Source organism: Schaedlerella arabinosiphila (genome assembly GCF_003885045.1).
Classification (GTDB): domain Bacteria; phylum Bacillota; class Clostridia; order Lachnospirales; family Lachnospiraceae; genus Schaedlerella; species Schaedlerella arabinosiphila.
Window position 1 is genome coordinate 201,812 of the sequence record NZ_RHJS01000002.1, and the last position, 14,551, is coordinate 216,362.

At 51.8% G+C, this 14,551-nt stretch carries 13 protein-coding genes; 10 read left to right on the forward strand and 3 right to left on the reverse strand.

Going from position 1 to position 14,551, the window contains the following annotated elements:
* Window positions 1–46 precede the first annotated feature (46 nt).
* The 5 genes from trpC to EBB54_RS01690 are packed head-to-tail and all read left to right on the forward strand — an operon-like array spanning window position 47 to window position 4,515.
* The gene (gene trpC, locus EBB54_RS01670) at window positions 47–865 is read left to right on the forward strand and encodes an indole-3-glycerol phosphate synthase TrpC (protein ID WP_125126079.1); all 819 of its coding nucleotides are present in this window, start codon (window positions 47–49) and stop codon (window positions 863–865) included.
* 40 nt (window positions 866–905) lie between these two features.
* Complete coding sequence (locus EBB54_RS01675) at window positions 906–1,550, forward strand: phosphoribosylanthranilate isomerase (protein ID WP_125130546.1); 645 nt, start codon at window positions 906–908, stop codon at window positions 1,548–1,550.
* A 46-nt stretch (window positions 1,551–1,596) separates the two neighbouring features.
* Entirely contained in the window at window positions 1,597–2,799 is a 1,203-nt protein-coding gene (gene trpB / locus EBB54_RS01680; protein WP_125130548.1) for a tryptophan synthase subunit beta, read from the forward strand.
* Entirely contained in the window at window positions 2,792–3,562 is a 771-nt protein-coding gene (trpA, locus tag EBB54_RS01685; RefSeq protein WP_125126080.1) for a tryptophan synthase subunit alpha, read from the forward strand. Before trpB ends, trpA begins: the two co-directional genes overlap by 8 nt.
* On the forward strand, window positions 3,559–4,515 hold the full coding sequence (locus EBB54_RS01690) for an aldo/keto reductase (RefSeq protein WP_125126081.1): 957 nt from the start codon (window positions 3,559–3,561) through the stop codon (window positions 4,513–4,515). Before trpA ends, EBB54_RS01690 begins: the two co-directional genes overlap by 4 nt.
* Window positions 4,516–4,578: 63 nt before the next feature.
* Here EBB54_RS01690 and EBB54_RS01695 read toward each other — a convergent pair whose 3' ends face one another.
* On the reverse strand, window positions 4,579–5,460 hold the full coding sequence (locus EBB54_RS01695; protein WP_004073015.1) for an AraC family transcriptional regulator: 882 nt from the start codon (window positions 5,458–5,460) through the stop codon (window positions 4,579–4,581).
* A gap of 233 nt (window positions 5,461–5,693) precedes the next feature.
* Between EBB54_RS01695 and dapF the strand changes: the two genes are divergently transcribed.
* From dapF to EBB54_RS01720, 5 genes are all read left to right on the forward strand, one after another.
* Window positions 5,694–6,551, forward strand: a complete 858-nt coding sequence (gene dapF, locus EBB54_RS01700; protein ID WP_125126082.1) for a diaminopimelate epimerase — start codon at window positions 5,694–5,696, stop codon at window positions 6,549–6,551.
* Window positions 6,552–6,706: 155 nt separating this feature from the next.
* Window positions 6,707–7,084, forward strand: a complete 378-nt coding sequence (locus tag EBB54_RS01705) for a GntR family transcriptional regulator (RefSeq protein WP_125126083.1) — start codon at window positions 6,707–6,709, stop codon at window positions 7,082–7,084.
* Between the two features lie 21 nt (window positions 7,085–7,105).
* Window positions 7,106–9,550: an ATP-dependent Clp protease ATP-binding subunit gene (locus EBB54_RS01710; RefSeq protein ID WP_125126084.1), complete on the forward strand. Its 2,445-nt coding sequence runs from the start codon at window positions 7,106–7,108 to the stop codon at window positions 9,548–9,550.
* Window positions 9,551–9,621: 71 nt separating this feature from the next.
* Window positions 9,622–10,035, forward strand: a complete 414-nt coding sequence (locus EBB54_RS01715; protein ID WP_004073007.1) for a hypothetical protein — start codon at window positions 9,622–9,624, stop codon at window positions 10,033–10,035.
* A gap of 135 nt (window positions 10,036–10,170) precedes the next feature.
* Window positions 10,171–11,367 (forward strand): AAA family ATPase, encoded by a 1,197-nt coding sequence (locus EBB54_RS01720; RefSeq protein WP_125126085.1) that lies wholly within the window; start codon window positions 10,171–10,173, stop codon window positions 11,365–11,367.
* Window positions 11,368–11,490: 123 nt separating this feature from the next.
* On the opposite strand, the gene EBB54_RS01725 is transcribed toward EBB54_RS01720, so the two are convergent.
* Both EBB54_RS01725 and EBB54_RS01730 read right to left on the reverse strand, forming a co-directional pair.
* On the reverse strand, window positions 11,491–12,945 hold the full coding sequence (locus EBB54_RS01725) for a sugar transferase (RefSeq protein ID WP_125126086.1): 1,455 nt from the start codon (window positions 12,943–12,945) through the stop codon (window positions 11,491–11,493).
* Between the two features lie 77 nt (window positions 12,946–13,022).
* Entirely contained in the window at window positions 13,023–14,543 is a 1,521-nt protein-coding gene (locus tag EBB54_RS01730) for a lipopolysaccharide biosynthesis protein (RefSeq protein WP_125126087.1), read from the reverse strand.
* Window positions 14,544–14,551: the final 8 nt, after the last annotated feature.

The following is a 14,551-nucleotide window of genomic DNA, read 5'->3' on the forward strand; positions in this document are numbered from 1 at the left end:
GCTGTGCATTTACAGAGCAAATTGCCGGAGGAAAGAGGGATAGGCCATGATTTTAGATGAGATTGCAAAATCTGCCAAAAGGCGGGTTGAGGCGGAAAAGAAAAGGATTTCCTGCAGGGAGATGAAAGTTCTTGCCGGGAAAAAAGCGGAGGCGGAGCAGGAAGGCGCAAAAGGCGGCTTCGACTTCCCGTTTGAAAAGGCATTGCGGGGGGAGGATATTTCGTTTATCTGCGAGGTGAAAAAAGCATCTCCCTCCAAAGGCGTGATCGCGGAGCACTTCCCCTATCTGGAGATCGCAAAAGAATATGAACAGGCAGGGGCGGCTGCCATTTCCTGCCTGACAGAGCCGGAATATTTTCTGGGGCAGGACCGCTATCTGGAGGAGATCGCCGGGAGGGTAAAAATTCCGGTGCTCAGAAAGGACTTTACGGTTGACAGCTATCAGATCTATGAGGCGAAGGTACTGGGGGCAGACGCAGTGCTTCTGATCTGTGCGATACTCAGTGAGGAACAGATCAGAGAATCCATCAGGATCGCGGACAGCCTGGGGCTTTCGGCCCTGGTGGAGGCCCACGACGAGCAGGAGATCGTCAAGGCGCTGTCCTGCGGGGCAAGGATACTTGGGGTGAACAACCGGAATCTGAAGGACTTTACGGTTCATGTGGAGAACAGCCTGGAGCTGCGCAGATATGTACCCGGGGATATTCTGTTTGTGGCAGAGAGCGGCATCCGTACGGCGGAGGACATTGAAAAGCTGCGGCAGGGAAATGTGCAGGCCGTGCTGATTGGGGAGACACTGATGCGGTGCAGGGATAAAAAAGCGATGCTGGAGGAACTGAGGGGAAAGAAGGGATTCTGTGGTTAAAATAAAAATCTGCGGGTTGAAAACCGGAGAGGATATCCGCATGGCGAACCGCCTTAAGCCGGATTTTGCCGGGTTTGTATTTGCAGACAGCAGACGGCGGATCACGCCGGAACAGGCAGCCGGTATGAAAAAGGAGCTGCAGCCGGAAATCCGGAGCGTGGGGGTTTTTGTCAATGAAGAACTGGAACGGGTTGTAAGCCTGGCCGAAAGCGGCGTGCTGGATCTGATCCAGATTCACGGTGATGAGGATGAGGCATACATCCGCCGGCTGAAGGAGAGGACAGAGAAGCCGGTCATAAAGGCTGTCCGGGTGAGAGGACAAAAGGACATCCTGCAGGCGGTAAAGCTTCCCTGCGAATATCTGCTCCTGGATACTTACAAAGCGGACGGGTACGGGGGCAGCGGCGAGACCTTTTGCTGGGACTGGATTCCGGAGATCACGAAGCCGTTCTTCCTGGCAGGCGGATTGAGTGCCGAAAATATTGCGGAAGCATTGAAATGCTGCCATCCATGGGCGGTGGATGTGAGCAGTTCTGTGGAGACGGAGGGGAGGAAGGACGAAAAAAAGGCCAGACGGTTTATGGAGGCCGTGCGTGCGCAGGAGCAGCATGAACGGCCGCACAATCAGGAGAGGGACATCCGTGACGCAGGTCGGGAAAAAGGAAAACAGGAACAGAGAAAATAAAGACAGATATGAGAAAGAGCAGATTCAGAAAAGAGAGGATGAGACTATGAGCAGCAGTGAAACAAGCCGAAAGGGACGATATGGTCAATACGGAGGGCAATACATTCCGGAGACTCTGATGAACGCGGTCCGCGAGCTGGAGGAAGCCTATGAGAAATACAGCCGTGACCCGGAATTTATCCGGGATCTGGACGAATTGATGAAGAACTATGCAGGGCGCCCTTCCATGCTGTATTTTGCGGAGAAAATGACAAAGGATCTGGGCGGCGCGAAGATCTATATCAAGCGGGAGGACCTGAACCATACCGGTTCCCACAAGATCAACAACGTGCTGGGTCAGGTGCTTCTGGCAAAGAGGATGGGCAAGACAAGGGTCATCGCGGAGACCGGTGCCGGACAGCATGGGGTGGCGACGGCCACAGCGGCCGCTCTGATGGGAATGGAATGTGAGATTTATATGGGGAAGGAGGACACCGACAGACAGGCACTGAATGTATACCGGATGGAGCTTCTGGGCGCAAAGGTCCATCCGGTGACCAGCGGCACGCAGACGCTGAAGGACGCGGTCAATGAAACTATGAGGGAATGGACGAAGCGGATGGATGACACTCTGTATGTGCTGGGCTCCGTGATGGGCCCCCATCCATTTCCCATGATCGTGCGGGACTTTCAGAAGATCATCGGGGAGGAGATCAAAGAGCAGCTTCAGGAAAGAGAAGGGAAGCTTCCGGACGCGGTGATCGCCTGTGTGGGCGGCGGAAGCAATGCCATGGGGGCATTTTACGAATTTATCCCATATCCGCAGGTCCGGCTGATCGGATGTGAGGCGGCAGGGCTGGGCATCCATACAGAGAAGCATGCGGCGGCCATTGCAAAGGGAAGCACAGGGGTTTTCCACGGTATGAAATCCATTTTTTGCCAGGATGAATACGGACAGATCGCGCCGGTCTATTCCATTTCCGCAGGGCTGGACTATCCGGGGATCGGGCCGGAGCATGCAAGGCTGGCGGAGACAAAGAGGGCGGAGTATGTGCCCGTCACAGACGAAGAAGCAGTCCGGGCGTTTGAATACCTGTCCCGGACAGAAGGCATCATCCCGGCGATAGAGAGCGCCCATGCGGCAGCCTATGCCATGAAGCTGGCGCCGGTTATGGAAAAGGGCCAGATTATTGTGATTAATCTGTCCGGCCGGGGGGACAAGGACGTGGCGGCAATTGCAAGATACAGGGGGGCAGAGATTTATGAATAGAATCAAAGAAGCATTTCACAATAAAAAGGCATTTATTCCGTTTGTGACAGGCGGAGATCCCACACTTGACATTACGGAGCAGCTTTTGTATGCTATGGAGGAGGCAGGAGCAGATCTGATCGAGATCGGAATCCCGTTTTCAGATCCCATTGCAGAGGGCGTGGTGATCCAGGAGGCAAACGAACGCGCCCTGAAAGCAGGATTCACTGCGGATAAGCTTTTTGACATGATCCGGCGTGCGAGACAGAGGGTGACAGTGCCGATGGTGTTCCTCACCTATCTGAATCCCATTTATACCTATGGAAAAGAGAAATTTATGAAACGCTGTGAGGAGTGCGGAATTGACGGCATCATTGTGCCGGATATGCCTTTTGAGGAAAAAAGAGAGCTTTCCGATGTCTGTGAAAAATATGGTGTGGACATTATTTCGCTGATCGCCCCCACTTCGAATGAACGGATACGGATGATCGCCGGAGAAGCAAAAGGATACATTTACTGTGTGTCATCATTGGGGGTGACGGGGGTACGCAATGAGATCAAGACCGATATCGCCGGGATGGTGAAATTGGTCAGAGAGACCACGGAGGTTCCCTGTGCGGTGGGATTCGGGATCTCAACCCCGGAGCAGGCCAGGAAGATGGCAGAGTTGTCCGATGGGGCGATCGTAGGAAGTGCCATCGTGAAGATCATTGCGGAGCATGGAGAAGACTGTGTGCCTCATGTAACAGAATATGTGAGAACTATGAAAGGAGCACTGCCATGAAGTACATAGAAATCCCTTATGTAAAGAAAAAAGTATCCCGTATTTTGTACGGAACTGCCGCGCCTCCGTTTATGCAGGGCGAAGATGGAAACGACCTGCTGGACGCCATGTATGCCCTGGGAATCAATGCGTTTGATTCGGCTCGGGTGTACGGCGGGGCGGAAAAGTCACTGGGAAAATGGATTGAGGACCGGAAGCTGCGGGATAAGGTTATCATTCTTTCCAAATGCGCCCACCCGGACCCCTCCGGAAGGAAGCGGGTCAATGAAAAGGAGATCCGGGAAGATTTTGCGGAATCCGCCGAATATCTGCGGACGGACCATATCGATATCTATCTGCTGCACCGGGACGATCCGGAGGTGCCGGTGGGAGAAATTGTGGAGATTTTGAATGCCATGCATGAGGAGGGGAAGATCGGCGCTTTCGGAGGTTCCAACTGGACCCACAGAAGGATTGCCGAGGCAAATGCATATGCCAGGGAGCACCATCTGATCCCGTTTAGCGTATCCAGTCCCCATTTCAGTCTGGCAGAGCAGGTCAGGGATCTCTGGGGCGGCGGCTGTGTGACCATCTCCGGCCCTTCCAACGGAGCGGCAAGGGAGTGGTACCGGAACCAGAATATGCCGGTGATAGCCTATTCCAGCCTGTCCCACGGGTTTTTATCCGGAAAGCTGAAAAGCGGGGAGCGGGAGAAGGCGGATCAGATTCTGGATGAATTTGCAATGAAGGGATATGGGTGTGCGGATAACTTTGAACGGCTGCGCAGATGCGAGGAACTGGCTGAGAAGAAGCAATGCACCGTGTCCCAGATCGCCATGGCATGGCTCTTCCGGCAGGAACTGAACACGCTTGCGGTGGTGAGTACGTCCAGCGCGGAGCGGATGCAGGCCAATATTGACGCAATGTCTATCAGATTCAGTGAGGAAGAGGCGGCGTATCTGGATTTACTGTAGGCGGCCGGGCAGCAATTTATTCCAGCGGAGCAGCGAGCCAGGTTGCCATGCCTGCATATTTGACTACCGCGTAAGGGCTGGACGGGGGGATGGCTGCTGCGGGGAATTTGACTTCTGCAGGCTCCGGGGCGGCTCCTGAAATTCTGCCTTGTAGGAACGGGAAAAGGTGGAATAATCCCGGAATCCGGCGGCAAAGCAGGCTTCCGTGATGGGGGCGCCCTCTTCGATCAGGCTGCGGGCCAGAAGGAGCCGGCGGTAGGTGATGTAGCTGCCGATGGTATATCCTGTCTCGGCTTTGAACAGGCGCATCATGTAATATTTGCTGATAAAAAATGTATCCGCGAGGCTGTCAATATCCAGTGCATCGGTCAGATGGAGATGGATGTAGTGCAGGATGGCAATGACTTTCGAGTTGTAGTGTTCCGTGTCCAGAAATTCGATCCTTTTCTTCAAGGCCGCCCGGTTCAGTTGGATCATAAATTCCAGGAACAGCACCTGACGGTACAGGCTGCTGGCATATTCCGTATCACTGAAGGATTTTTCCAGCCGGTTGGTGATCTTGAACAGGGAGCTTTTCTCCAGGGAGGGAATCCGCAGCACGTGGGAGTGTTCCTCCTTTGCCTTTTGAAAACAAAAACTCAGGTCGTATTCTTCGTTCTGATAATCCGCCATAAAGCCGGGAGATATATAGACGATGATCCGTTCATAGGGCACGGAACCATCCACCTGAATCCGGTGCAGGTCGTTTTTTTCCACCAGAACGATATCGTAGGGCTCCAGCTCATAAGTTTTTCCTTCTATATAATACTGTACATTTCCGCGGATAAAGATGGTAATCTTATGGAACTCGTGATAGTGGAACTGATACTCCTTCACCAGTTGGTCGGTCAGATGAAAGATGCGGAAATCACTGTTCAGATATCCTTTTTTTTCATAATTTCCCATAGCTTCTCCTTTATCATGTTTTTATATGTCAGTCTGCATATGCTGGTTTCATTATACAGCAGTATCTGCAATGTTTAAAGCATTTTCTGCGTATTATTTGAAAAAAATGCTTGCTATAATAGTAAAAAAGATACGGACGGCAGACCTCGAAGGTGCTGCCGGAAATGAACAAACCATGCAGAAATCCGCACGAAACCGTGGGGAAGGGCTGCACAAAGCTTGGAGGTGCGACGATGAAAACCGTAGTAGAACGATATCATGGACTGGGAAATGATTATCTGGTATTTGATCCGAATAAAAATGATCTGAAGCTGAACAGGGAAAATGCGGCTATGCTGTGCAACCGTAACCTGGGGCTGGGCTCCGACGGAATCCTGGAGGGGCCGTTTATAGGGGAAAAGCATATGTCGCTTAAGATCTGGAATCCGGACGGGAGCATTGCCGAGAAGAGCGGAAACGGAGTACGCATTTTTGCAAAATATCTCAAAGACGCTGGCTATGTACAAAAGAAAAAATACCATCTGCAGACAGACGGCGGCATGGTGGAGATCGCATATCTGAATGAGGACGGGAGCAGGCTGCGCATATCCATGGGGAAGCTGTCCTTCTGGAGCGATGAGATTCCGGTGGCCGGAGAGCGCAGGGAGGTCATCAATGAGGATATGGTATTCGGAAATATGTTCTATCCGGCAACCTGTGTATCGGTGGGGAATCCGCACTGCGTCATCCCCATGGATGAGATCTCGGAGGAGCTGGTGCGCAGGCTGGGAAGTGTTTCCGAAACGGCAAGATATTTTCCGGAACGCGTGAATACGGAGATCATGAAGGTGATCGACAATTCCAACATTGCCATCGAGACATTCGAGCGCGGCGCCGGGTATACCATGGCAAACGGAACCGGAGCCTGTGCGGCGGCCGGCGTGGCATATAAGCTGGGCCTGACGGGAAACAAGGTGATCGTCCACATGCCGGGAGGAGACTTGCAGGTGGAGATTGACGATGACTGGGAGACTTATATGACCGGGGACGTATTCTATGTGGCGAAGATCAGTCTGAGCAGCGAGTTTACCGAAAAGCTCCGGGCACTGTGATGAAATAAGACAGGACAAAAAAGAATCTCTTGTTGCAGAGATTCTTTTTTTGTGCTACCATGGCTATAACAATTCAAAAGATAAGGAACTGTGGAGCAGCGGGCTTGGGAACGTCTGGAAAAGTTCCGCTTGTCTGCGGTTTCTGAGGAGAACATATGCTGATAGAGATAGATTTTAACAGTGAGGAAGCGATCTATATCCAGCTTCGGAATCAGATCATCCTGGGAATTGCGACTTCCATATTCCAGGAAGGGGATTCCCTGCCGTCTGTCCGCCAGCTTGCGGACACCATCGGGGTGAACATGCATACGGTCAACAAAGCCTATGCCGTTCTAAAGCAGGAGGGCTTCATCAGCCTGGATAAGAGACGGGGCGCGGTCATCCGCGTGGATATCGACAAGATCAAGGCATTGGAAGAGATGCGGGAGCAGCTTCGGCTTGTACTGGCAAAGGGCTGCTGTAAAAATATCACCAGGGAAGAGGTACACGGCCTGGTGGACGACATATTCGACACATACTCAGGAATGATTTAGAAGGAAGGGAAGGCAGACTTTATGCAGAATCGTTATACAAAACAGGCGGAGAGAGCCATCAATTATGCGGCGGCGGCCGCAAAGGAGCACAAGCATCCCTATATCGGGACGGAGCATCTCCTTTTGGGGCTCTGCAAAGAGATTACCGGCGTGGCCGGGCAGGTGCTGGCGCGGCACGGTGTGGAGGAAGAAAAGCTCCTTCAGCTTATGGACGAGCTGATCGTACCGGGCGGAGAGGAGCCGGTTACACTGCGTCCCCAGAGAAGCCCCAGGCTTGAGTACATTCTGGAGGACAGCATCCGGGAGGCAGGACATTTTCATATGGATAAGGTGGGGACGGAGCATCTTCTGATGGCCATCATCCATGATGCGGACTGCGTGGCGGCCAGGATTCTGACCACGCTGAACGTCAACCTGCAGAAGGTAGTGCAGGACATTCTCTTTGCGGCGGGCGTGGACTCCAGAAGCTACCAGGAGGAGCTGCAGGAGGACGGAAGAGGAAGGAACAGCGCAGTAGAGCAGTTCTGTAAGGATATGACCGGGGAGGCGGAAGAAGGAAAGCTGGACCCGGTGATCGGCCGGGAGGAGGAGATCTTCCGTCTGATGCAGGTTTTAAGCAGGCGGACGAAGAACAACCCCTGCCTGGTGGGCGAGCCCGGCGTGGGCAAGACGGCGGTTCTGGAAGGTCTGGCCCAGCGGCTGGCCTCCGGGCTTGTGCCGGAAAGCATGAAGGGCAGACGTATCTATACACTGGATCTGCCGGGGCTGATTGCAGGCTCCAAGTACCGCGGAGAATTTGAGGAGAGAATGAAAGCGCTGATCTCGGAGGTGGAGTCAGATCCCAATGTGATCCTGTTTATGGATGAGCTTCACACCCTGATCGGCGCAGGCGGCGCGGAGGGCGCCATGGATGCCTCCAACATCCTCAAACCTGCGCTGGCAAGAGGGGAGCTGCAGATGATCGGGGCCACCACCCTGGCGGAATATCGGAAATATATTGAAAAGGACGCGGCTCTGGAACGGCGTTTCCAGCCGGTAAATGTGGAAGAGCCGACGAAGACGCACTGCCTGGAGATCCTGGAAGGACTGAAGGAAAAATACGAAACCCACCACCGGGTTACCATAGGAACAGATGCCATGGAGGCAGCCGTACACATGTCGGAGCGTTATATCACAGACCGCAATCTTCCCGACAAGGCTATTGACGTGCTGGATGAGACATGCTCCAGGGTCAGCCTGAAGGGATACAAGATTCCGGAGAACCTTTCCAGACTGGAGGATTCCCAGAAGGAGCTGATCCGCCAGAAGGAAGCAAGCATTATGGCAGGGGATTTCACAGAGGCGCATCTGATTCAGAAGGAACAGCAGGCGGTTGAGAAAAAGATCGAAGCTATGCGGAAGCGTTTTGATAAAAAAAATGAGGCCCAGCATCCGGTAGTCACGGAACAGGATATCGCTGAGGTGGTGTCCGCATGGACAAAGATCCCGGTGCAGAAGCTGGAGGAAAGCGACAGCCAGCGGCTGAACAAGCTGGAAAAAGAGCTTCACAAGCGGGTCATCGGACAGGAGGAAGCGGTCAGCGCGGTGGCAAGGGCTGTAAAGCGCGGCCGGACGGGATTGAAGGACCCCAGAAGGCCCATTGGCTCCTTCCTGTTCCTGGGACCTACAGGGGTAGGAAAGACCGAATTGTCCAAGGCCCTTGCGGAGGCTTTGTTCGGCAATGAGGAATCCATCATCCGGGTAGACATGTCCGAATATATGGAAAAGCATTCGGTGGCCAAGATGATCGGCTCCCCTCCGGGATACGTGGGCCATGGGGACGGCGGCCAGCTCAGCGACCGGGTCCGCACGCATCCCTATTCGGTCGTGCTGTTTGACGAGGTGGAAAAGGCGCATCCGGACGTATTCAATATTCTTCTGCAGGTGCTGGATGACGGACATATCACCGATTCCCAGGGAAGAAAGGTGGATTTCAGCAACACGGTCATCATCATGACTTCCAATGCGGGGGCCAAGGCGATCATTGATCCCAAGAAGCTTGGATTTGCCGTGAAGGAGGACAAAAAGAGCGATTACGAACGGATGAAACAGAATGTCATGGATGAGGTGAAGCTGATCTTCCGCCCGGAATTTCTGAACCGGATCGATGAGATCATCGTATTCCATCCGCTGGATAAGAACCATATGAAGCAGATCGTGACCCTGCTTGTAAAGGCGTTTACAAACCGTCTGAAAGAGCAGATGAACATTACCCTGACGCTGCGTGATTCTGCAAAGGTTCACATCGTGGAAAAAGGGACCGACGCGAAATACGGTGCAAGGCCCTTGCGCCGGGCGATGCAGACCGAGCTGGAGGACAAGCTGGCAGAAGCCATCTTAAACGGAGAGATCGTTCCCGGAACCTGCGTAGAAGCCGGAATTTCCAAAAAGGAGATTAAATTTTATCCAAAAGAAATAAATGAGTAGAAAATAAGAGAAATTTATTATATAATATAGACAACAAAAGATTTTCTCAAAATACTTAGGAGGATTTAGAAATGGCAAGAGTAGAGGAATTATTACGTACGGAAAAGGATGGGACGATCAGCTTTGGAGATTACACACTGGCATCGAAGACAAAGCTGGATAATTTCGAATTTGAAGGCGATCTTTATAAAGTAAAAACATTTGCTGAAATCACCAAGCTGGAAAAGAACGGCATGTTTGTATACGAATCCGTTCCGGGCAGCGCGGTGGAGAACTTCAAAGCTACGGACACAGAGGTGAATTTCCGGATCTCGGCTCCGGAGGATGTGAACTTTACGCTGGAGCTTCAGCCGGAGAGTGAGTACGAGGTGCTGATCGGAGGCGCGTCGGCCGGGAAGATGAATACCAATCTCAGCGGGAAGCTGAGTGTCAGCGTGGAGCTGGGAGGCGATGAGAGCACAGAGGTCAGGATTGTGAAGATGTAGGAGGGATGCACCGGTATAGACCGGAAGATCCATTCACTAAGTGAATGATAGACAATTCAGGATATTAAAAATATATGGAACTGTCACTTGGCAGAGTGGCAGTTTCTGTATTTAGGAAAGGGGTGGGCTGGCAGGATGGGTATATATTTGAATGGGAAAAAAGCATATGGTTTATTTCAGGAGGACGCTTCGCTGACATATTACGTGGATAAGACAGATATCCTGGAGGAACTTGTGCCGATATTGGAACAAAAGAAAATTAGAACTGACAAAACAGAATCCGACAAGGGAAAGAGCCTCAAATATATCTGCATTACCAGGCCGCGCCGTTTCGGAAAGACGGTGATGGCCAATATGATCGCCTCTTATTTGGGAAGGGGCGTGGACAGCAGCAAAGAGTTTGACCGCTTAAAAGTGTCCCAGTATGAATGGTACAGAAAGCATCTGAACCAGCACAATGTGATTCGGATTTCGTTTAATGAGATGCCGAGAAACTGTGAATCATTCAGGCAGTACATCACAAGAATAGAAGATGGACTTCTTACAGATTTGGGAAAAGCGTATCCTGACGCGGAAATTGAAAAAGACGATGCAGTGTGGGACGCGCTGACAAAGATATACGAATACTGCGACGGTGAAAAATTTGTCTTTATACTGGATGAGTGGGATTTTATTTACCACCAGAAATTTGTTTCACAAGAGGAGAAGGATGCATTTACCAAGTTCCTCAGCGTCCTTTTGAAGGATCAGCCGTATGTGGAGATGGTCTATATGACGGGGATTCTTCCGATTTCGAAATATTCCAGCGGTTCGGAACTCAATATGTTTTTTGAGTTCTCAATGGCAACCATGGAAAAGTACAGCGAGTATTTCGGATTCACGGATGAGGAGGTGGATGCGCTATACCAGCGGTATATAAGACTGGAAGACAAGCCAAAGGTGTCACGGGACGACCTGAGACTCTGGTATAACGGCTATCAGACGATGTCCGGAAGAAGGCTTTACAATCCACGCTCGGTCGTCGGCGCGCTGGAGTACAATCAGATTGGAAGCTACTGGACGACTTCCGGGCCCTACGATGAAATCTATTATTACGTAAAAAACGATACTGCCAATATGCGGGAGGACATTGCGCTCATGATGAGCGGGACACCGGTGCCGGCAAATGTACAGGAATATGCTTCCGTCTCGATGGATCTTAAGACAAAGGATGAGATTTTTTCGGCTATGGTGGTATACGGCTTTTTAAGTTATCTGAATGGCTGCGTGTCCATTCCAAATAAGGAACTGATGGATAAGTTTGCGGAAATGATGCTGCTGAGCGCCGGATAAAGCTGCCGCCCAGTACCGTAAAGTCAAATATCCATGCAAGCATGGCTGCTTGGCTCGTTGCTTCGCGGGAATAAAAAGAAACAGCCGGGAGCATTTCACATATGCCCCGGCCCTTTCTTTTTTTCAGGACGCCCCGTCCCTGCTGAATATGACGCAGAGCGTTTTCAGCAGAATAGTACAGTCCAGGCCCAGAGACCAGTTTTTTATGTACTCGGTATCCAGACGCACCACTTCATCAAAATCTGTGATCTTGCTTCGTCCGCTGACCTGCCACATGCCGGTGATTCCGGGCTTGATCGCCATTCGGATTCTGTGGTGCAGGTCGTATAACTCCCATTCATCCACTGTCGGGGGACGGGTGCCGACCAGGCTCATCTCTCCTTTCAGCACATTCCAGAACTGAGGAAATTCGTCCAGCGAAGTTCTGCGGATAAAGTGGCCGATTCCTTTGGGATTGCCGTGCCGGTCCTTCTTTCCGCTTCCGATCACCCGCGGGTCGCAGTCCATCTTGAACATCAGCGGACTGCCCTGTATCTTATTCTGCTCGATCAGCTCCTGCTTTTGGCGTTCCGCGTCCATATACATGCTTCGGAATTTATAGAGCTTAAACTGCCTGCCGTTCTGCCCGATCCGGACCTGCTTAAAAAGGATGGGGCCGGGAGAGGAGATGTAAATAGCCGGACCGATAAAAAGGAACAGGAAAGCCGTGATCAGGCATCCGATCAGCCCTCCGGCGATATCCATCATCCTCTTGTAGAGCCGCTGCTTCGGGGAGACCATGCTGATACTCGTGGTCAAAACGGTTTCTCCCCCCATCAGCTCCACCTGTTGGATACCTTCCTGGATATTCTCAATTTTGGACAGGGTCATGTGCACGGTGATGCCCATTAAAATAAAAGAATCAATCAGCTTTCCGGGATATTCCACCGTATTCGGAACCTTGATAAAAACCTCATCCACCCACTCGTGCCGGATATAATCCTTTACGCTCTCCGCGCAGGCCACAACCGGGATTTCACCGATGTACTGCCCTGTCAGATCCTGGTCAAGAAGGACGATCCCGGATATGGTAAACCCTTCATAGGGAACGCCTGTGAACCTGGAAATGAGCTCGTCAGCCAGAGCGGATACCGTGATTACGACCATGGAGTGGCTTCCCACCGATGACCGGCCCTTTTTTACCAGATACATCTTTCGAATGATACGGCTCAAGTATAACAGAACCAGATAAATGGCTGCGGTTGACGTAAAGAGGAGCCTGGAATGGTCTAAGGTCTGCCTGGTCAGGAACAGATGCAGCACCGCAAGCAGCATGACGGCGCACACGTGCTTGAGGGACTCTCTGAACTCAATGTAGGAACTGCGCTTCAAGATGTCCTGATAAGGGCTTATGAAAAACGCGGCGGCAATCTGGCAGAACATAAGCATGACCAGTTCATTTCGATACATCCGGTCGCTGTAAGCAGCCGGGGGGAGACAGAATGCATAGGCCGCCCGGAAAGCAAGCTGCATGACGATCAGGTCCAGCAGCAGAAAATCCCAGTATCTCAGCCAGCCGTAGGATGCCTTTTTATACATGATTTTTCTCCTTTGAATCGTTTTTTTATTCCCGCGAAGCAACAAGCCAGGCAGCCATGCTTGCAATGGAAAAACCATTAAAAAAACTTGTTTATGATTCGTTTGGCCATCTCTTTCATAAAGCAAAATTCGGATGTCCTGCAGTAAACGGCCAGGTAGACTGCATTTGGAATCAGGATGCAGAACAGCAGTCTGAGCACAAATCCGAACAGCCCTTCTCCTGCCGCCGAGCATGCCAGCCCTGTAAGTCCTCCTGCCGCGGCAGTCAGCAGCAAATGTCCCAGATACCGCAGAAAATATTCTCCGATGGGCTGCTTTAATCCATGCCGGTAAAGGCCCAGCGGTTCGACCCAGAAGGGCAGCGCCATTGTACTGATCAGCGTCCCGGCGAGAATCCCGAAAATTCCCCACCGCTGTGCCAGAAGGATGGAAACCGCCAGGTTGAGGGGCGGCTCCAGGATGGATTTGTAGCGTTCATCCCAGAACAGGCCCATAACGCTTTTTGTGTTGGCGACCGGGATGCGCATACTGTTTACGTAAAAATTTATTACGATGATCAGCACCACCGGCCTGGGCAGCAGGTAATTCCCGCCCAGCCAGATACGGATAAAGGGATCGTAGAGCCACAGCAGGCAAATGCTCATCCAGCCGAACAGCCATGCCGAGAAAAAGTTGAGACGGCGGAATGCCGCCTGCCTGTTCTGCTCGGTTTCCGTAGCGTTCAGGTTTCCCAGGGCAGGGGTAATGGCATTGAACAGCGCATTGACCATCACATTCAGAAACCCCCGTATCATGACATAATTGGAGTACAACCCGGTGGTTCCGATGCCTACAAACTTCGAGATCAGGATATTGTCCGTGCTGAATATGGCCACGGCCCCGATTCGGTGCAGGATCATGGCTCCCACGTTGCGGCGGATATCATGCAGGATTTCCACGGGCAGAGGGGAGATATCCGTTTTCTTCAGGTACGGATAAAGCCGGTCTGTTTTTACGGAAATCAGGACGTTCTGTGTCAGTGCAGCCCCGATCGCAATGAACAGGTAAAACACGTAGTTTCCGGTTATCAGCAGTACCCCGATCTGGGCGACGGCGGCGATTACGGACACGGCAGTGCGGATCAAGCTGTCGATGTACTTTTTCTGGTATACGAACAATAAAGTGGATTTATAGGCAAACAGGTACGATACGCTGGCATTCACCACGTTCAGCACGTAGATCAGCGATATATTCGGGATATTTTCCGGCATTTCCTTTACAAAAAAATCCAGAAAAGGGGTCAGGGACAGACCGGCTGCCAGGACGATCACAAAGACGCTGCGGTAAACGCGCCGGTAAAGCTGCATCAGGGACTTGATCAGAGTGGTGTTGCCCTGGGCTACCGGCTGGTACAGGCTGTATGTGATCGAAACGCTGAATCCCAGTTCCGCCAGCGAGAGCATGGAAAGGATATCGGTAAACAATCCGCTGACTCCCAAATATTCTTTTCCCAGAAGCAGCACAAATACCCGCCGGGATACGAATTTTAAGACCGCCAGCACCAGCTCGCTGACTGCGGCAAATTTTAAGTTTTTTACAACATGCTCCGTTCGATCCATCTGCTTTC

Bases quoted from the DNA above. Each gene is read 5' to 3' on its own strand.
- trpB (WP_125130548.1), top strand. From the start codon at position 1,597: ATGAGCAGCAGTGAAACAAGCCGAAAGGGACGATATGGTCAATACGGA.
- EBB54_RS01690 (WP_125126081.1), top strand. From the start codon at position 3,559: ATGAAGTACATAGAAATCCCTTATGTAAAGAAAAAAGTATCCCGTATT.
- EBB54_RS01710 (WP_125126084.1), top strand. From the start codon at position 7,106: ATGCAGAATCGTTATACAAAACAGGCGGAGAGAGCCATCAATTATGCG.
- EBB54_RS01695 (WP_004073015.1), bottom strand. From the start codon at position 5,460: ATGGGAAATTATGAAAAAAAAGGATATCTGAACAGTGATTTCCGCATC.
- trpC (WP_125126079.1), top strand. From the start codon at position 47: ATGATTTTAGATGAGATTGCAAAATCTGCCAAAAGGCGGGTTGAGGCG.
- EBB54_RS01725 (WP_125126086.1), bottom strand. From the start codon at position 12,945: ATGTATAAAAAGGCATCCTACGGCTGGCTGAGATACTGGGATTTTCTG.
- EBB54_RS01730 (WP_125126087.1), bottom strand. From the start codon at position 14,543: ATGGATCGAACGGAGCATGTTGTAAAAAACTTAAAATTTGCCGCAGTC.
- EBB54_RS01705 (WP_125126083.1), top strand. From the start codon at position 6,707: ATGCTGATAGAGATAGATTTTAACAGTGAGGAAGCGATCTATATCCAG.
- dapF (WP_125126082.1), top strand. From the start codon at position 5,694: ATGAAAACCGTAGTAGAACGATATCATGGACTGGGAAATGATTATCTG.
- EBB54_RS01715 (WP_004073007.1), top strand. From the start codon at position 9,622: ATGGCAAGAGTAGAGGAATTATTACGTACGGAAAAGGATGGGACGATC.
- trpA (WP_125126080.1), top strand. From the start codon at position 2,792: ATGAATAGAATCAAAGAAGCATTTCACAATAAAAAGGCATTTATTCCG.
- EBB54_RS01720 (WP_125126085.1), top strand. From the start codon at position 10,171: ATGGGTATATATTTGAATGGGAAAAAAGCATATGGTTTATTTCAGGAG.
- EBB54_RS01675 (WP_125130546.1), top strand. From the start codon at position 906: ATGGCGAACCGCCTTAAGCCGGATTTTGCCGGGTTTGTATTTGCAGAC.